This window comes from Corynebacterium lipophilum, assembly GCF_024102595.1.
GTDB lineage: Bacteria > Actinomycetota > Actinomycetes > Mycobacteriales > Mycobacteriaceae > Corynebacterium > Corynebacterium pseudogenitalium.
The window spans coordinates 22,446-39,899 of record NZ_JAEUWV010000003.1; the positions used below are offsets into that span (position 1 = coordinate 22,446).

The window sequence follows — 17,454 nt, forward strand, 5'->3', positions numbered from 1 at the left end:
TGAGCTAGCTGTAATTCACTACACCTGGTAGGAACCCTGCGAGTGCGCTGAACCCGTCCGTCACAGCGCCACGAACCGCATCAGCAGCCGGGCCAACGGCCGAGCCCGAAGCCGGCATCATGAGGTTCTGCGCATACAGGCCCAACAAGCGTGACTCAGCGACGCGAGGCCCATCAGTAGCGTGCACGCCAACGACCAGGTCGCGCGAGCCCAGCAGCGGTACCTTTTGTGCAACCCACTGCGAAGAAACAACGCCAACAAATCCGCGGCCCGGAATCCACAGCGGGCCACCGGAGTCGCCGGGACGGGTCATCGGCGCTTCGACGAAGAACGTATTTCCTTCTGCTCCGCCGAAGCGACCGCACGTGGGGGCGCCCGTCGGCCGGTTCGAGGTTTGCCCGAAGTAGCACACGCGCTCACCGACGGCGATTGTGTTTGGGTTTACCCACGCGTCACCGGAGAACCGGTTGCCGCCGATCTGCACCGGCGCGTCCCACTGGATAGCGGCCCAGTCATTGCCAAGGCGGCCGTCGTACGCCTTCGAGCGATACAGGGTGCCGAGCTGTGGCGAAGCAACCCTCGCGTTGTGGTCCACGATGCGCACACGCGCACCGTCCGGTCCGCAGTGCGCCGCAACCAGGCTTCGCCTGCGAGACGGTTCATTAAATCCGACGGTGCAGTAACCGCCGCCTTCAACCATCACGGCTCCGCCCTGCTCTACTCGCTGCAGGTTCTGTGCCTGCGCAGTTGGCAAGTTCGTTACGACGCCCACTCCGAGCGCAAGCGCCCACCCCAGCGTGAGCAAACGGCGATTCAACTTCATGCCTGTGCAGTCTACTGCACAACCAAGCAATGAAAAACGCACCCGCCGAGTAGTCATTACTCAGCAGGTGCGCTCAGGATCAAGGGCAATTAGTCCCAGTTGCGGTCATGCCCGCGTCCACCGCGGCGATCGTCACGGTCGTAACCGCCACGTCCCCGGCCGCGGCCACCCCGGCGATCATCGCGGTCGTAACCGCCACGCCCGCGCCCGCGGCCACCGCGGCGATCATCGCGGTCGTATCCACCGCGCCCGCGCCCGCCGCGTCCGCGCGGAGGTGCACCGTGATCACGCTGAATATTGATCAGCTGACCGGAAATACGGGTATCCGTCAAACGATCAAGGACCGCGCTGTCCAGGTTCTTCGGCAGCTCAACCAGGGTGAAGTCCCCACCGATAGTGATGCGACCAAAGTCCTTGGAGCTCAAGCCCCCCTCGTTGGCGAGCGCACCAACGATTGCACCCGGGCGAACATGCTGGCGCTTGCCAACATCCAGGCGGTAGGTGTCGAAGTTCTCCGAATCGTGGTCGAAGCGGCTGCGGCCTCCACGACGGTCATCACGGTCACGCCCGCGGCCACGGCGGTCGTCGCGATCCCACCGATCACGGTCCCGCCGATCGCGACGGTCCTTCGGCGGCTCCTTCATCAGGAACTCGTCACCCGCCAAAGCCTGCGTTGCCAAAGCAGCGGCGATGTCGTCCATCGGCACGTTGTTGGCTGCGGAGTATTCGCGGACCATGGACCTAAACACCTGCACCTCGCTCGCTTCGAGCGACTCGGTGATGGAGTCCATAAACTTCGTCTTGCGGCTCTCGTTGACCTCGTCGACCGTCGGCAGATCCATCTCTTCGATGGTCGCGTTGGTTACGCGCTCAATGGAGCGCAGCATGCGACGCTCACGCGGAGTGACAAAAAGGATCGCCTCACCAGTGCGGCCTGCACGCCCGGTGCGGCCAATGCGGTGCACGTATGACTCGGTGTCATTCGGGATGTCGTAGTTCAGCACGTGGCTGATGCGCTCGACGTCCAGACCACGAGCAGCGACATCGGTAGCGACCAGGATGTCAAGGCGGCCGTCGCGAAGCTGATCAACGGTACGCTCACGCTGCTGCTGAGCGATGTCACCGTTGATCGCAGCTGCGGAGAACCCGCGGGCACGCAGCTTCTCAGCCAGCTCCTCAGTCTCCTGCTTCGTACGCACGAAGACAATCATTGCCTCAAACTCAGTGACTTCAAGGATTCGGGTGATCGCATCGAGCTTGTTGCGGTGCGCCGTGAACAGGTAACGCTGGGTGATGTTCGTATTGGTGCGCGTCTTCGACTTCACCGTGACTTCAGTCGGGTTGTCGAGGTACTGCTTCGAGATACGGCGAATTGCATTCGGCATCGTCGCAGAGAACAGCGCAACCTGCTTCTCTTCCGGTGTGTCCTCCAAGATGCGTTCCACGTCTTCCTGGAAGCCCATGTTCAGCATCTCGTCTGCTTCATCGAGGACAAGGAAGCGCAGGTTGGAAATGTCCAACGAACCCTTCTCCAAGTGATCGATGACGCGGCCCGGAGTACCCACGATGATCTGGGCACCGCGGCGCAGACCGGACAACTGGATACCGTATGCCTGGCCACCGTAAATCGGAAGCACGGAGATCCCGCCAAGGTGGTCTGCAAACGACTGGAAGGAGTCTGATACCTGCAGCGCAAGCTCACGTGTTGGCGCGAGGATCAGTGCCTGCGGGTAGCGCTCCTTGCGGTTGATCCGCGAAAGGATCGGCAGCGCGAACGCGGCCGTCTTACCGGTACCCGTTTGCGCAAGGCCGACAACGTCGCGGCCTTCCATCAACAGTGGAATGGTTTCAGCCTGAATCGCGGATGGCTGCTCAAAGCCAACCTTCTTCACGGCATCCACGACTTCTTCAGGCAGATTCAGGTTCTCGAACCCGTTCACTGGCTCTTCAGCGGTCTCGTCTGCCTCTGTGGCCTCGTCCGCCTCGCTCCCAGCGAGGTCCGCCACGTCGCCACCGACGACGTCGGCAAGGCTCAAAATCTGCTCAGTCTCATTAGTTTCGGCATTGGCTGCGTCTTGCGCAGCGCCGGTTTCCTCAGAAACTCCCGCATCCCTGGTGTCCTCACGTGCAGCATCCGCTGCGACATCCTGCGGGTTTTCCTGATTTTCCGACACATTCATATCCGGCTCTTTCTCGCCGCCGGTGGCGTTTTCGGAAGTGATCATTGTTTCCCCACAGTACGCCACCCTGCAGTGATTTTCCTATTCGCCACTGGCAATGTCATCCGCGCCACGAGTCCGCCACCAACTTCAGCGCTTCGCGCCTCGAGCTCCAACTCCCCGTGGTGCGCACGCGCAATCGTATCAACCAGCGCCAGCCCTAGTCCGTGCCCCGGACGCGCACCAGCAACGCGCGCATTCGCCCTGCTAAATGGCTCTACGAGCTGGCTGACTGTGGCAGGGTCCAACACGTCCCCATCATTGACGACGCCCACTTCGGCCCCATCACCGGATCCAGTCCGGCAAACACGCACCTGCACAGTCCCGTCCACGCCGTGGATACGAGCATTCTCGATGAGGTTTTGGATCGCGTGGCGCAATAGCACGACGTCGCCGAGGACGTGAATGTCTGGCTCGATGGTGGCGTCGATACCTTCGGCGCTCGAGGCGACAGTGGTAATGAGCTCTGAGATGTCAATGTCGCGCGCCTCGAGTACTTTGGCCTCGGCCTGGCTGAAGTTCAGCAGCGACGTGACCATCTCCGCAGACGACGCATTCACGGTGCGGATGTCGCGGATGGCGTCGCGTAGCTCCTCTGCAGGCGCATTCGGGTCTAGTAGCGCGACATCTGCGATGGTCTGAATGGTAGCGATCGGGGTTTTCAGCTCATGGGATGCGTTTGAAGCAAAGCGCTGGCGCGCCGCGATGGAGCGTGCCAGGGACTCCAGCATCGAATCGAGTGCGTGCGCGAGGTCAGCGACATCGTCAGCAGGGCCTTCGTAGTCGAACCGCTGGTCAAGGTCGCCGGCAGAGACCAAACGTGCAGTCGTCGCGATGGTGCGTACGGGCTTGAGCAGCGCACCCGCAACGAACCAACCGATGGCGCCGGCTAGAGCGGTCAGCACACACAGAGCGACGAGTGAGGCACCAAGCATCACATTGAGCACCTCGTGCGAGATAGGCACGGACCCATCAATAAATGCTCCGTCACTGCCGGGAACGCCCCCGACGCCCTCGATGACAGCTTGCACAGGTACCGGAGTCAGGCGCAGGTAGAGGTACACCACCGCGGTCAGGCTCAGCCCTGCGGTAAAAACCGTTGCCACGAACAACCACGACGTACGCGCGCGAAGTGAAAGCCTCATTGGTACGGCTCCTCCGCAACGTAGTAGCCAGCGCCGGGCATTGTTTGCACAATCCAAGGCTGCCCCAGCTTGCGCCGCAAGTGCGAGATAGTGACGCGAATCGAATTGGAGAACGGGTCCGCGTTCGCGTCCCATGCCTCTTCTAAGAGCTGCTCCGCGGAAATAACGTGCCCCTGTGCTCGCATCAGTGTTTCAAGCACCGCGAACTCTTTCGGCGACAACGCAATCGACGCGCCACTTCGGCGGACTTGGTGAGTGCCTCGATCGAGGATGACGTCGCCGCAAGTGAGCGTCGAGGCTATTTCGGGTGCGGCTCGTCGCAACAAGGCTTTGACGCGAGCCAGCAACTCGGGCAGCTCGAACGGCTTAGTCAGATAGTCGTCCGCCCCAATCTCGAAGCCTTCGAGACGATCCTCAAGTGTTGCGGACGCCGTGAGCATCAGCACCCGCGTGTTTGGGTACAGCTCACGGACGGTTGCACAGACGTCGTCGCCGTGAACCTCGGGGATATCTCGGTCGAGCACGATCACATCTATCGGTTGTGATTCCAGGCGGTCGAGCGCGGAGCGGCCGTCGTAACGCACATCAACGAGCATGTCCTCACGGCGCAGTGCTTTGCCTAACGCATCGGCGAGCAGCGTCTCGTCCTCAACGATCAAAATCTTCGGCGGTGCAGCCACAACAGCCCCTTCCACGTTGGAATTCTTGTATTCTGCTGTGATTCTAATTGGGGCTTCTTACGGGGTCGCAATGTTAACGCTCTCGCAACATCGCCCTGCATAGCGTGAGGAGCATGTCAAAGACTTCCACACCGGATCTGCGAGTTCACGGTATTGATTACGCGCGAGCCGTAGCACTCGCAGCCATGATCTTCGCGCACCTCACCCATCCTGCTGGCGTCACGGGTCAGTTGCTCTACGGCTTCCCCGCGGCAACGTTCGCGTTCCTGGCTGGCATCTCGATGGAGCTGATGGCCCGGCGCGCCCAAGCGGTAGGCGGCGAGGCTGTCGCGCGCTGTCGCCATGGCTTTTATGTTCGTGGGACGCTACTGATTGTGCTGCATGTGCTCCTCGTGCCGTTCGCTGGCGACATCGAGGTTGTGCTCCTTGTCTTTGGCATCTGCTACCTCTGCTTAGCGACGCTTCCCCACTGGCCAACTGCGCGTTTGGGCTTGCTGCTTGCGGGGTTGCTCTTTGCTTCGGCTGCAACGACGGCGCTCGGCACGGTTGTTGCGCTACCGGCCGCAGTCTTCGGTGCTCCCTACCCGGTCTTTTCGTGGGCGGCACTCATGGTTGCGGGCATGGTGTCGTGGCGTGTCATCCTCCACCACCCATGGCGTCGTTGGGGCGCAGTCATTGTCGCGGCAACGGCGTTGCCTGCGGTGATTGCGGCTCGGCTGCACCTCAACACGGCAGGTGCTGGCCTATTCATCGCCGCGATCGATCCGAATGGGCACACCGGGGGACTCATTTCAGTGATCAGCGAGTGCGCCGTCGCGACTGGTATCACTGCGCTGTGTCTCATCCTCGCACAGTTTGTTCCATTCGGTTGTGACATGGGCCGGATGCCCCTGACGGTGTACTGCGCACACGTTGTCACCGCCAACGGCCACAGCGGGGTGATATACGCAGCACTCACGCTGGCACTTGCTTTCGCCTTCGCTGTGCTGTGGCGCAGCTTCTACGCCCGCGGACCACTCGAGGCCGCGATGCGCATGGTCGTGGCTCGCGCAACCCGGACCGATCTTCCTCCGCTCCAACACTAAAGAAAAGGAAAACTCATGAAACTACACACCTCCACTCGTATTCTTAGCTCCTGCGTCGCTGCCGCGCTCGTAGCACTCCCGGCAGCACCTGCATTGGCAATGCAGTCCGATACGTTCGCTGAGCCTTCGGCAGAGTCCAACGCAGTAGTCTCCGTCCGCACCGCGGACGATGACCCGGACACTGGCGTGTGCACCGGCACCGCAATTGCGTCCCACTGGGTTATTACTGCGCGCCATTGTATGGACCACCTGCCACAAGCTGGCGGGTCCGTGCGTACTGGCCAGGGTGATAACCAGAAGTTTTATGACGTCGATAAGTGGATGACAACCCCGAAAGGCGATATCGCGCTGCTGCACACCTCTGAGGACCTCGGACTCGATGCTTATCCTGAGCTTGCTAGCGATATCCCAGCTGCAGGCAGCGACGCTACTTTCTACGGCTGGTCCTCTGATGGCTCTGGTGCCGGACGCACCCTTCCGTACGCAGACGCTACCGTCGACGGCCCAACTCCGATGATTCTGTTTGACGGCACCGACGGCGTCGAAGCCACCATGAAAGGTGGGGCAGCAACCCAGCCCGGTGATTCCGGCGGCGCGCTCTTCAGCGAAGGCAAAGTCGCAGCCATCGCGTCTGCATCACTATTCATGGATCCAGACAACCCGGACTCCGCTGAGGAAGGAGTGAGCCCGAAGGTCGCGTTTGCGCCAGTTGCTTCGCAGGCGGACTGGATCCGTGAGCAAATCTCCGCCAAGGAAGACTCGGCCGAAACGACCGCCACAGAAAATGACGGTGGTATGCCGACGTGGATGCTCATCACTGCCGGTGCCGCCGTCGTTATCGCACTGGCAGTTGCCGCAGTTGCACGCTCGCGGAAGCGCGATGCTGATACTGCGCAGTAGCGCTGCCTGAAAACGCGACCGAACTCACAGAATTACCTGTGAATAATTTACAGAGCAGCGTAATTAAACGTTATGATGTCTGCCATGACTTCCCGCTCGTCGAAGCCCAAGGGGCTTACACACCGCCATATTCACTTCATCGCCCTCGGCTCGGCGATCGGCACCGGGCTCTTCTACGGCTCCGCCGGCGCGATTCAGGCCGCCGGCCCCTCGGTGCTCCTCGTGTACCTGCTCGGAGGGGCCGTCGTCTACTTTATGTTGCGCGCCCTGGGTGAGATGAGTGTGCAGCACCCGGTTCGTGGGTCGTTCGCGGTGTACACCAGGGAGCACCTTGGTGGCCTGGGCGGGTACATTACCGGGTGGATGTTCGCATTCGAGATGATGATCGTCTGCCTTGCGGACTTGACTGCCATCGGCATTTATATGAAGTTCTGGTTCCCCGACACCCCAGCATGGGTATGGATTACCACTACTCTGTTGGTCATTGGTGCGGCGAACCTCGCATCCGTGCGCTGGTTCGGCGAGCTGGAGTTCGCATTCACGCTCATTAAGGTCGTCGCCGTAATGGCGATGATCGTCGGCGGTGCTGCCATCCTCGCATTTGGTTTGGGTACCGACCCAGAGACGACCGGAATCTCTAACCTCTGGAACGACGGTGGCTTCTTCCCGAACGGCATCGAAGGCATGATCGCAGCGTTCATCCTCGTACTCTTCGCCTTCGGCGGAACTGAGATCATCGGCGTCGCCGGCACCGAAGCAGACGATCCGGACCGCTCGATCCCGAAGGCCGTCAACACCGTACCGCTGCGCATCCTTCTGTTCTATGTCCTCGCCATCCTGGTTATCTTGATGCTCAACCCGTGGCGTGCAATGACTGGTGAAGAAAGCCCCTTCGTTCAGATCTTTGACACACTTGGCGTGAACTGGGCCGCTGCACTGCTCAACTTGGTGGTCATCACTGCTGCCCTTTCTGCAATTAATGCAGACCTGTTCGGCACTGGGCGCGTTCTTACTGGCCTGGCGAAGGAAGGCCTAGCCCCGAAGATCATGAAGCGCACCATCCGCGACATCCCAGTAATGACGACCATTACCCTGTTGCTCGTACTCATCATCGGCGTGGTGCTCAACGCGCTCTATCCGAACGTCTTCGAGACCATCGCAGCGCTGGCCACCTTCGCAACCGTGTTTGTGTGGCTGATGATCCTGCTGGCACACGTCGCATCTCGTCGCAACATGTCCGCGGCAGAGCGCGAGACCTTGAGCTTCCCTGTACCGTTCTGGCCCTACGGGCAGTGGTTCGCGATCATTTTCATCTTGTTCACATTCGGCATCATGGTGTGGCTGCCGCAGTATCACATGGCGCTCGCCGTAGGCGTTGCGTTCGTGGTAATCATGACTGTGCTCTACTTTGTCACCGGGCGCCCAAAGGCAGTTGCGGCAGCGCACGTCACTTACGAGATGAAGTAGCACATAATTTCGAATAAAAGTATCCATTGTCTGCTGTGCACGCTATCCTATGCCTACATATTCCAAGTTTTAGCCAGAAGGAGACGCGATGCGCCTGTCTACGGTTACTTCCGAGCCCACGTTGACCTCTATCGAGATCTGCGCTGGCGCTGGAGGCCAAGCACTTGGGCTCGAGCAAGCAGGTTTCCAGCATCTAGCCGTGGTGGAAATCGACAACTGGGCAGCAGAGACACTGCGAGCCAATCGCGGCTGCGACCATCCCCATCCGTGGCCAGTACACGAAATGGATGTACATGACTTCGACGGCACCGTATGGCGCGATCAGGTCGATCTCTTTGCAGGTGGCGTTCCGTGTCCGCCCTTTTCCATCGCGGGAAAACAGCTCGGCGCAGACGACGAGCGTGATCTGTTCCCGCAAGCCCTACGACTGGTAGGAGAAATCAATCCAAAAGCCGTCATGCTGGAGAACGTCCGAGGCCTTGGCCAAAAGCGGTTTGATTCCTACCGCAATGAAATTGTCAGTGAGCTCGATCGGATGGGTTACACCACCTACTGGTCACTGTTTCAATCGGCAGACTTCGGTGTCCCCCAACTGCGCCCACGGTTTATTTTGGTAGCCCTGAAACACGAGTTTGCCGAGTACTTCGAATGGCCGACCCCGAATATGCATCACGCATCCGTTGGTAGCGCACTTCGCCACCTAATGGGAGAAAATGGCTGGCCGGGAGCGGACGCATGGGCAGATCGAGCCGATACGGTAGCACCGACGCTCGTTGGCGGATCAAAGAAGCACGGCGGACCAGACGTTGGCCCGACTCGAGCAAAGGCAGCATGGAAGAAGCTCGGCGTCCGAGGAACTTCGATCGCAGACAGCGCACCAGGCCCCGACTTCCCTGTCGATGACCCGGACAACCTTCCCCGCCTTACCGTGCGGATGGGCGGCGTTATCCAAGGGTTCCCTGAAGATTGGGATTGGCAAGGTGGCAAGACCGCCCAATGGCGCCAAGTCGGCAATGCATTTCCGCCACCGGTTGCGGCTGCAATCGGAACCGCAATCAAGGACGCACTACTTTCCTGCAATGCCGTAACGAAAGCCCCCGAGGTGGCCCCACAACTGGCGCTTCAAACGCACGCATAGGATCTGCCCATGACACACAACCTTGATGGCGATTTTTCCCATGAACTCGCCGAGCTCTTCCGTAACGAGTTTCCCGACGGCGAAGCAATGGGAAGAATATTTCGACAAACTTTCGACCAGGCCTATGACGGCCAGCACACGGGCCGGTTCGACCCAGCGCAGCTGAGCAAGACAGAACTTGCCCACATTGGATCGTTGGTTGAAATTAACATTCGCCGAGGGTTTGACGGCACTATCACGGACGGCGACAAGATGGATTTCAAGATCCTCGGCCATGAAGTTGACTGTAAATACTCCAAAAACCCCTACGGCTGGATGATCCCGATGGAAGCAGTTGGCCACCACGCCATGCTCTGCCACGCAAATGAGGTTACTTCCACTTTCCGAGTAGGCTTCGTCAAAATCACCGACGACATCCTCACCGCAGGTGGAAACCGTGACCGCAAGCGAACCATCATGGCAGCAGCACGCAACAAAATTGCGTGGGCCTGGTTCGATCACCCGTACCCGAATAACGTGCTCCTCCATGCGGATGAGGAAACTGTCGCCAAAATTATGGAATTGCCTTCTGGGCAACAGCGCCTCGACATGTTGTTTCGCTCAATCCAGCAGGTGCTCATTCCGCGCGGCATCATTTACACTGTCGCTCAGCAGAAAGACCCAATGAAGCGCATTCGATACAACGGCGGATCAAGGTCACGCCTCCAGGAGGAAGGCATCTTGATCCTTGGGGACTACCGGCGCCACCAAGCTATCGCAGAGGCCCTCTGCCTTCCGATTTGCAAGAATGGCGATAGCCTCGCCGTACGAGTAACTCCAGCTGAACCGCATTTTGTTGGTCCTGCAGTAGATATCGAAGGTCAAACTTGGCGAATCGCCACGGGCGCCGACTCACTCCATCGTGCGCCACGCCTCCCCTTTTAATACCCCAAAGCCATCAATGCCCGGTTATGCCCGCCTATTTCCGTTATCTTGGTTACATATTTCGATTGGTATTCCCATTGTGGTGGAAAATCTGCAATGATGGGTAGCGGAACATAGTTTTACTGGATTCAGGAGAGATCACATGACTATCACCAATCCGTCTACCCCGTCGAACAACATCACGCCAGGCAACAAGATTGTCTTGATTGGTGCTGGTGATGTCGGCGTCGCGTTCGCATACGCAATCCTCAACCAGGGTATTTGCGACCACCTCGCAATTATCGACCTGAACGAGAAGAAGACGTGGGGTGAGGTCGAGGACCTCAACCACGCAATGCCGTACTCAGGCCACAACACCAAGATCACGGTCGGCACCTACGAGGACTGCCGCGACGCAGCGCTCATCGTCAACTGTGCAGGTGTTGCACAGCGCGACGGCGAAACCCGCCTTGAGCTCGTGGGCCGCAATGTGAAGATCTTCGAGTCCATCAACAAGGAAGTGATGGCCAACGGCTTCAACGGCATCTACCTGGTTGCAACCAACCCTGTCGATGTCCTGACCTACGCCACGTGGAAGCAGACCGGTCTTTCCTCCGCACAGGTCGTGGGTTCCGGCACCATCCTGGACACCGCACGCTGGCGCTGCAACCTCGGCAAGTACTTCGGTGTTTCCGCAAGCTCTGTCCACTCCTACATCATCGGTGAGCACGGCGACACCGAGCTGCCTGTCGTGGCATCCGGCTCCGTCGCTGGCGTTTCGCTACGTCGTCGTCTGGAGAAGGAAGCAGAAACCGATCCGAAGATCTACGAGCGCATCGACGCGATGTTCGTCGCAACCCGCGATGCCGCCTACAAGATCATCGAAGCCAAGGGCTCCACGTCCTTCGGTATCGGTGCTGGCCTTGCCCGCATCACCCGCGCAATCCTGATGAACGAGGACGTCGTACTGCCAGTCTCTGCTCTCCTTGAAGGCCAGTACGGTCAGGAAGACATCTACATCGGCACCCCGGCTGTTATCAACCGCAACGGTGTCCGCGAGGTTGTCGAGCTGCACCTTGAAGATAGCGAGAAGGAAAAGTTCGATCACTCCGCCAACACCCTTCGTGGCGTGATGGTCGAAGCTGGCCTCACCGAGGCATAAGCCTTTCCCATACCCTTCGATTGCGCCCGCCGGACACACCCCGGCGGGCGTTTTGTCTGCGTTAGTCCTCCGCCCGGAGGTGCCTCGTTACGTCCAGAGCATCATCGCCGCGTGCAAGAGCGTCAAACGTGGCGCAGCAGGCGTCGAAAAGCTTGACGACGTCCTCTTCGTCTACATCCGCGGTGTCGAGCACCAGCGCGTTCGGGTCATCATCTTCCTCGGCAGGCGCGAGCGTCACACACTGCCCACCAGTCTGGATATCACCTAGCGCGACCTGGGCCGCGAGAAGCGAAACGCCAGTAACCGCGGTGGCCCCGACTTCTGCCAGCGGTGCGCACCGTTGCACATCTACCTGCCCCAACGTTTCCGGTGCTGCACAGACGGTGATCGCCACCGGGGTGTCCTGCAACACCACATCGGAGGCTTCTCGGTCGAGTAGAAGGCTGGATTCAGACACAACGATGTGCTCAAGTGCGTCGAAGTACTCGGGGTAGCGCCGTGAAAACTCGGCGAGGTTTGTCAACGGGCCCGTGCAAATCAAGCACAGGTCCCGTGTACCTCGCGCGCACGCGTCGGCCCACAACAGGTCCCAGTCATTCGCAACGTACCGCTCTGGGACTTGGGCGTCGCCCAGACCAGCATCGCGCGTCGGTTGATGTTTTGGCGCGTCACAACCTGCTGCGACCGCAACAGCGGGCAGGCCACAGCGTGCCAACACCCACGCAGCATGCTGGGCACACTGTGCAGCTGAGACGCTACCGCTTGAGGTTGTCACGCACTCCAATTCAGCTCGCCCGCGATGGTGCGCAGCCACGACATATGCCAACGCAAGCGTGTCTTCGACCCCCGGGGCGCAGTCAATAATAATTCGCACCGTGCTCCTTTACGCAGTGGACCTGTGCAGAGATTCCTTACCGTACATTGCCCAGAGCAATAGAGCGACCAGAGCAACTACTCCGCAGGCGCCAAACGCGATAGCAAAGCCGAACACCTCCGCCAGAAAGCCGATCGCAATCGGTGCCGCAATCTGGCCGGAGTCCTGCACCATCTGATAGGTAGAAATTACCTTGCCACCCGAGCGGTCATTGCCGATGATGTCAGCTAACGTCGCCTGCGAGGCAGGACTCATCAGCCCACCGCCAACACCCGCGCACACTGAGACCAGCAACAGCACCCACACTGTCGTGGCGAGTCCGAGTGTGCCCGTGAATATTGCCGAGACCGCAAGACCTGCGAGAATGCAAGGACGACGTCCGATTCGGTCAGCCAGCCGACCAGAAAACTGCAGCGTGACGCCCGTGCCCAGCGCGAACGCAGTCAACGCAAGTCCGGATGCCGCGCCACCATTTGCAAATATCGCCGCAGCGAACAGCGGAAGGACCGAAACGCGCGCACCGAAGTTCACAAAACCATTTGTAAAGGCGACGGCGAGCAACGCACGGTACGTGGGTTGCTTCCAGGCTCGGCGCAGTGGCATTGGCGGCCGCTGTATTTTCGGCGCCTCTGGCTTGTGTTGCCGAGACGTAGCAACCCACACGATAGTTGCCGCAAGAGCGACACCAACACCGTAGACTGCGAACGGAATTCGGTATCCAAGGAAACTGAGGCCAGCGCCGATGATTGGCCCGAAGATGTTGCCAAGCAAGAATGACGATGCATAAAGTGCATTCGCTCGCCCACGGATGCCAGGAGGAATCACGCGAACGATGAAGGCCTGTGCTGAGAGCGTAAACATCGTGGATCCAAAGCCAGCGATAAAGCGCAACGCCAAAATATGCCAGTACGCCTGAGCAAACGCCACGGCAAAGGTTGCAGTCGCAACAATGCTCAGCCCGGTGAGGTACACCGGCCGCGATCCGAGCTTATCCACCAGAGCGCCAGCGCCTGGCGCACCAAGCAAGCGAGCTGCCGCAAACGCGGAGATCACCGCTGCAGCGGCCGCCATGGACACGTTGAAGCTGGCGGCGAACTGTGGCAACACCGGGGCGATGAACCCGTAGCCGAGCGCAATGATAAACGCTGCGGTGCACAGCACCCATATCACTGAAGGCAGCTTTGGTGACGCGCCGCCCTTATATGTTTGTTCCGTCATACCAGCGACAACACTAGTCTTTCTTCGCGTTCGCGTCCCATTACGCAATAACATTAGCACGGTTGTTCGAATCTATGGGTGATTTGGCCACTTCGTGTCTAGCTGCTCTCGTACGCTTCGAAGCATGTTCTACGAATCAACGATTGCTCAAGAAATTATTCATCGCTTTGACGACACCGTCCAAGCCCTCAGCGCCACAGTCAAGCACCCTCGCTCTCTTGCACGACCAACTGGCTCGTGGCGCCCGCCGGTCATCGCATTGCCGCGAGTCATAGACAAGCAACACATCAACCTTGCGCTTACGCGGCGGAGAGTCGGCCCGCGGGCTCAGGCGATGGTGCAAGGTTACGGAGCGTCTGCGCGGCCCGCGTACATCATCGAAGCACGATTCACCGTCCAGTCGGGTGCGCCGGTCAACCCCGCGGTAGCTGAGGGCTGGATGCGTGCGCTCTACCCCGACGCAACGGAGGACATGCTTCATCTACTGCCACATCCATACGCGGCAACGTATGTCTGGCTAGTCGACGGCCACTTCGATCCCGTCCGCTCTCCTTCATCCCTGTTCGCCGGACTGAACGTAGCGTAACCGGCTGGCTACTGCCCTGGTTCGTCGTCAAGCGGAAGCATCTGGCTCTCCCAGTCTTCAGCCTGGTCAGCTACCAGATTCAAGACATCGAAAAGCCTGTCGATGTCGGTGAAGCTTCCCAAGTCAAGTTCTTCGGAATCTGCTTCCTCATCGTCTCCAGGAACCACGAACTGCACGTGGGCAGTGGCTGTGGCGTCGATAACTTCGACCTCCACGTGGACTTCAGCCTCTGTACCAACTTCTGCGAAGACGAGTTGATGGTTTTCGGCGTCCGGAAAGAATTCAAGCCCGGCGATACGTTCATCTGCAGCCTCGAGCAGGCTGCGGAACACGGTAACCACCTCGTCAGTGGCTATGTGCTCAGCGACAGCAGACACAGCATCTTCGGCAGAAAAAATGACTGCGACTAATGCTGCTTCAAAGTCCTCATCGTCTTCATCAACGTCAGCAGCCGCGATATACACGTTCGCCGCTGGCAGTTGCTCGTCGATAACAACGAACTGGATCTCAATCTCGGGGGTGATAGGAACAAACATCGTGTCATCGTGCACACGAGACTCAATACCTTCACGGTCTAGAGCCGCGGCAATGTCTTCTAAAAAGCTCACGAAGAATCCTCTACTCTTCCTCATCGTGGTTGTCACCGGCGGACGATGCCAAGCCTACTGTTCTGGCCCCATGATGCGCATCCACGCTTCGCGGCCCTGCCAGCTACGCATATCAAAAGCCTCCCATGCCCGGCGTTTGTGACGTTTTGGGTCGTACACGATTGACGGATGTTCGTTGATGATCGCGGTCGCGCGCCCGGGGTGGTCGTCGCCACGAAAATCGTAGCGGGGCCAGTTCGGCCCTGGTTCGCCGGTATGAAAGAACGACCCCCAGTTGCGCTGCATCACTTCAACTACTGCTTCAAACGCAACGGTGGAGCCAAACCGGTCGATCTTCGATGAGCGTGTACCTTCCCTATCGCCAAACACCGCCATCAGGTCGGCTGTGTGCATTGCTCCCAACCCGAGCCGCCGCATTGTCGCCGATGCGTATTCAAAGCGGTACATCCAAGTCGGAGCCACCTTACGGTGCTCCCCTGCAGCGATCACCGACGGTCCCCAAAACACGGCGTCAGCGAGAAACTCGGCGAAGTCCGTTCGCTGGCTCACGTCGCTATACGCCTGGATGACCGCTGTCGCGTTCTTCGCGTCATACGCCTCGAGCAAGCGGCGTGCTGCACGCTGACGGGCTTTCGTCCGCTGATACAGCGCCTTTGCAAAGCTGGCCTCATCCGCATTGGTCCCGATGATCAACGGCACCGGCGCCTGTTGCCCGGCGCGGAACATGTCCAGCGGGTGAGCTGGTAGCGTGGTGCCATCGACCGTCGGCATGAAGCTCAAATTCAGTTCGCGCAGCTCGCGGCCAGTAAACAGCATGGACTGCCCCACTCTAACCAGTTCCTCGGCAGGTACCTCCCGGAGGTGCTCGAGGGTAGATAGTCGCGATAGCCCCATGCCGTCAAGAAGTGTCGACGTCCACATCGCGGCTTGTGCCTTCGTATGCACGGAAGAAAGCGGAGTGGACTGGGCGATTGCCCGGTGGAACAACCCCCGAGCCGCCGGGGCGCACATCATATGGATTACTGAAGCTGCCCCGGCTGACTCGCCCATGATGGTTACGTTGTTCGGATCCCCTCCGAAGGCCGCGATGTTTTCGTGTACCCACTGCAGCGCGAGGATCTGGTCCAAAATGGCGGGGTTGGCAGCGCAGTCCTCGCCGATACTGCGCAGATCCAAGTACCCAAGCACCCCGAGGCGAAAGTTTAAGGAGACATAGACGATATCGGTGGCATTAGCCAGAAAGTGCCCCTGGAGTACTTTCTCATGACTCGATCCGCTTACGAACGATCCACCGTGAAAATAGATGACGACGGGGAGTACGTCGTCCGTATCAGGCCGAACGATGTCTGCGTGTAGGCAGTCCTCGGTGCCGATTACTGTGTCTTTCCACCCGAAATTCGTCTGCATCGCAGGTGGCCGATAGTTGGTTGTGGTGCGCACACCTGACCACGAAGGCGCAGGCTGTGGGGCCCGAAATCGGTTCTCACCGCCCATATCTGCACCGTAGGGTACCCCGCGCCAAGTGCGAACCCCGGTTTGTGGATCAATAGTGCCAGCAACGATTCCCGAGGTGGTCTGCACCTGGAGGTGCTCCTGCGGATTGTTGCTGTTGAGATGCATGCCTTTTAGCCTAGCCCGGAATTCTGTCTATTCTCGTGGAGTTTCTAAGGCGGGTACGATGAACGCTCGTACCAATAATTAATAAGGAGAAAAACACACAGCATGTTAGAAAAGTTCCGCAAAGACAAGCACGAAGACGACGAACCTGTAGTCGAAATTATTGAAGACGCCCGTGCTGAAGACTTAAGCTCCCTCGAGGAGGAAGCAGGCCCAGCAGGCCGAGCGTTTATCGCAGCAGTAGATAAGGCTGTCCATCTTCAGTCCGGTGCCATTCGGGCTTACGTGAACTGGCTTCGCCGTCAACACCCGGAGCAAAGTCCTGCGGAAATCCAGCACACGATGGACAAGCATTTTAAAAACGTAGTCTCCGCAACAGGTGCAGGCGTGGGCGCAGCAGCCGCGGTTCCTGGCGTAGGGCTCGTCACCGGCGCAGCAGCCGTTGCTGGCGAATCGGTAGTCTTCTTAGACCTTGCCGCGTTTTACACCCTCTCCTCCATGTACTTGCGCGACGTCAATATCGAAGACAAAGAGCGCCGACGCGCAGGCGTGCTCACGGTCATGATGGGCGCCCAGGGCGTTGCGATTGTTGACACGCTGCTCGGCGCGGACCGAGCTCGGCCGAGGGAGTTGGCGTCGAAAAATGTCCTGACGCGCTTTGCTGGCCCGGGCCTCGCCGAAGTCAATGGCATCCTGTCTCGTGTGGCCATGAAGTCGTTTACGAAGCGGTTCCGCCGAGCATGGATTGGCAAGATGCTGCCTCTGGGGCTCGGCGCGATCGCGGGCACCGCCGCCAACCGCAAGCTTGCCGACCACCTGATGGATAACATCGCCGTCGCCCTCGGCACTCCTCCCTCCCAATTCTTGAGCCCTCTTCCGGAAAAGCCTGACCAGGAGGAGGCTGGCCTCAGTGCGAATCCAAAGAACCTTCTGCGCTGGGTACTCCGACTCTTTGGTGACGACGACAAAGTACGCGACACCAATCAGCAAGAAATTACCAAATAGCTTCGGCTCCGAAGTTCATTCCCG

At 59.2% G+C, this 17,454-nt stretch carries 16 protein-coding genes; 8 read left to right on the forward strand and 8 right to left on the reverse strand.

The window, feature by feature from the left end:
• Window positions 1–4: 4 nt before the first annotated feature.
• From JMN37_RS03475 to JMN37_RS03490, 4 genes are all read right to left on the reverse strand, one after another.
• On the reverse strand, window positions 5–823 hold the full coding sequence (locus JMN37_RS03475; protein ID WP_070362655.1) for a trypsin-like serine protease: 819 nt from the start codon (window positions 821–823) through the stop codon (window positions 5–7).
• Between the two features lie 89 nt (window positions 824–912).
• Window positions 913–3,048, reverse strand: a complete 2,136-nt coding sequence (locus tag JMN37_RS03480; protein WP_070976269.1) for a DEAD/DEAH box helicase — start codon at window positions 3,046–3,048, stop codon at window positions 913–915.
• Window positions 3,045–4,187 (reverse strand): HAMP domain-containing sensor histidine kinase, encoded by a 1,143-nt coding sequence (locus tag JMN37_RS03485; protein WP_252931043.1) that lies wholly within the window; start codon window positions 4,185–4,187, stop codon window positions 3,045–3,047. Before JMN37_RS03485 ends, JMN37_RS03480 begins: the two co-directional genes overlap by 4 nt.
• Window positions 4,184–4,867, reverse strand: a complete 684-nt coding sequence (locus JMN37_RS03490; protein WP_252931045.1) for a response regulator transcription factor — start codon at window positions 4,865–4,867, stop codon at window positions 4,184–4,186. Before JMN37_RS03490 ends, JMN37_RS03485 begins: the two co-directional genes overlap by 4 nt.
• Window positions 4,868–4,980: 113 nt before the next feature.
• Here JMN37_RS03490 and JMN37_RS03495 point away from each other — a divergent pair, with 113 nt between their 5' ends.
• From JMN37_RS03495 to JMN37_RS03520, 6 genes are all read left to right on the forward strand, one after another.
• The gene (locus JMN37_RS03495; protein WP_252931046.1) at window positions 4,981–5,952 is read left to right on the forward strand and encodes a DUF418 domain-containing protein; all 972 of its coding nucleotides are present in this window, start codon (window positions 4,981–4,983) and stop codon (window positions 5,950–5,952) included.
• Between the two features lie 15 nt (window positions 5,953–5,967).
• Window positions 5,968–6,852, forward strand: coding sequence for a trypsin-like serine protease (locus tag JMN37_RS03500; RefSeq protein ID WP_252931047.1), 885 nt, complete (start codon window positions 5,968–5,970; stop codon window positions 6,850–6,852).
• Window positions 6,853–6,936: 84 nt separating this feature from the next.
• Window positions 6,937–8,319: an amino acid permease gene (locus tag JMN37_RS03505; protein ID WP_252931048.1), complete on the forward strand. Its 1,383-nt coding sequence runs from the start codon at window positions 6,937–6,939 to the stop codon at window positions 8,317–8,319.
• A gap of 88 nt (window positions 8,320–8,407) precedes the next feature.
• Complete coding sequence (locus JMN37_RS03510) at window positions 8,408–9,457, forward strand: DNA cytosine methyltransferase (RefSeq protein WP_252931049.1); 1,050 nt, start codon at window positions 8,408–8,410, stop codon at window positions 9,455–9,457.
• A gap of 9 nt (window positions 9,458–9,466) precedes the next feature.
• On the forward strand, window positions 9,467–10,381 hold the full coding sequence (locus JMN37_RS03515) for a NaeI family type II restriction endonuclease (protein ID WP_070479467.1): 915 nt from the start codon (window positions 9,467–9,469) through the stop codon (window positions 10,379–10,381).
• Between the two features lie 142 nt (window positions 10,382–10,523).
• The gene (locus JMN37_RS03520) at window positions 10,524–11,522 is read left to right on the forward strand and encodes an L-lactate dehydrogenase (protein WP_070976264.1); all 999 of its coding nucleotides are present in this window, start codon (window positions 10,524–10,526) and stop codon (window positions 11,520–11,522) included.
• 61 nt (window positions 11,523–11,583) lie between these two features.
• Here the strand turns inward: JMN37_RS03520 and JMN37_RS03525 are convergent, their stop codons facing one another.
• Together JMN37_RS03525 and JMN37_RS03530 are read right to left on the reverse strand one after the other, a co-directional pair.
• A complete protein-coding gene (locus JMN37_RS03525) occupies window positions 11,584–12,396 on the reverse strand; it encodes a nucleoside hydrolase (RefSeq protein WP_252931050.1) in 813 nt (270 codons plus the stop codon).
• 9 nt (window positions 12,397–12,405) lie between these two features.
• On the reverse strand, window positions 12,406–13,614 hold the full coding sequence (locus JMN37_RS03530; protein WP_252931051.1) for an MFS transporter: 1,209 nt from the start codon (window positions 13,612–13,614) through the stop codon (window positions 12,406–12,408).
• Window positions 13,615–13,738: 124 nt separating this feature from the next.
• Between JMN37_RS03530 and JMN37_RS03535 the strand changes: the two genes are divergently transcribed.
• On the forward strand, window positions 13,739–14,200 hold the full coding sequence (locus tag JMN37_RS03535; RefSeq protein ID WP_070976259.1) for a hypothetical protein: 462 nt from the start codon (window positions 13,739–13,741) through the stop codon (window positions 14,198–14,200).
• An 8-nt stretch (window positions 14,201–14,208) separates the two neighbouring features.
• Here JMN37_RS03535 and JMN37_RS03540 read toward each other — a convergent pair whose 3' ends face one another.
• The gene (locus tag JMN37_RS03540) at window positions 14,209–14,808 is read right to left on the reverse strand and encodes a hypothetical protein (RefSeq protein WP_252931052.1); all 600 of its coding nucleotides are present in this window, start codon (window positions 14,806–14,808) and stop codon (window positions 14,209–14,211) included.
• Between the two features lie 54 nt (window positions 14,809–14,862).
• The gene (locus JMN37_RS03545; RefSeq protein WP_070479460.1) at window positions 14,863–16,428 is read right to left on the reverse strand and encodes a carboxylesterase/lipase family protein; all 1,566 of its coding nucleotides are present in this window, start codon (window positions 16,426–16,428) and stop codon (window positions 14,863–14,865) included.
• 102 nt (window positions 16,429–16,530) lie between these two features.
• Here JMN37_RS03545 and JMN37_RS03550 point away from each other — a divergent pair, with 102 nt between their 5' ends.
• A complete protein-coding gene (locus JMN37_RS03550) occupies window positions 16,531–17,430 on the forward strand; it encodes a hypothetical protein (protein WP_070479458.1) in 900 nt (299 codons plus the stop codon).
• Window positions 17,431–17,454 lie beyond the last annotated feature (24 nt).

Excerpts from the sequence above, each read along its gene's own strand:
- JMN37_RS03480 (WP_070976269.1), bottom strand. The coding sequence starts at position 3,048 with ATGATCACTTCCGAAAACGCCACCGGCGGCGAGAAAGAGCCGGATATG.
- JMN37_RS03485 (WP_252931043.1), bottom strand. The coding sequence starts at position 4,187 with ATGAGGCTTTCACTTCGCGCGCGTACGTCGTGGTTGTTCGTGGCAACG.
- JMN37_RS03505 (WP_252931048.1), top strand. The coding sequence starts at position 6,937 with ATGACTTCCCGCTCGTCGAAGCCCAAGGGGCTTACACACCGCCATATT.
- JMN37_RS03545 (WP_070479460.1), bottom strand. The coding sequence starts at position 16,428 with ATGCATCTCAACAGCAACAATCCGCAGGAGCACCTCCAGGTGCAGACC.
- JMN37_RS03500 (WP_252931047.1), top strand. The coding sequence starts at position 5,968 with ATGAAACTACACACCTCCACTCGTATTCTTAGCTCCTGCGTCGCTGCC.
- JMN37_RS03520 (WP_070976264.1), top strand. The coding sequence starts at position 10,524 with ATGACTATCACCAATCCGTCTACCCCGTCGAACAACATCACGCCAGGC.
- JMN37_RS03515 (WP_070479467.1), top strand. The coding sequence starts at position 9,467 with ATGACACACAACCTTGATGGCGATTTTTCCCATGAACTCGCCGAGCTC.
- JMN37_RS03475 (WP_070362655.1), bottom strand. The coding sequence starts at position 823 with ATGAAGTTGAATCGCCGTTTGCTCACGCTGGGGTGGGCGCTTGCGCTC.
- JMN37_RS03550 (WP_070479458.1), top strand. The coding sequence starts at position 16,531 with ATGTTAGAAAAGTTCCGCAAAGACAAGCACGAAGACGACGAACCTGTA.
- JMN37_RS03530 (WP_252931051.1), bottom strand. The coding sequence starts at position 13,614 with ATGACGGAACAAACATATAAGGGCGGCGCGTCACCAAAGCTGCCTTCA.
- JMN37_RS03510 (WP_252931049.1), top strand. The coding sequence starts at position 8,408 with ATGCGCCTGTCTACGGTTACTTCCGAGCCCACGTTGACCTCTATCGAG.
- JMN37_RS03495 (WP_252931046.1), top strand. The coding sequence starts at position 4,981 with ATGTCAAAGACTTCCACACCGGATCTGCGAGTTCACGGTATTGATTAC.
- JMN37_RS03535 (WP_070976259.1), top strand. The coding sequence starts at position 13,739 with ATGTTCTACGAATCAACGATTGCTCAAGAAATTATTCATCGCTTTGAC.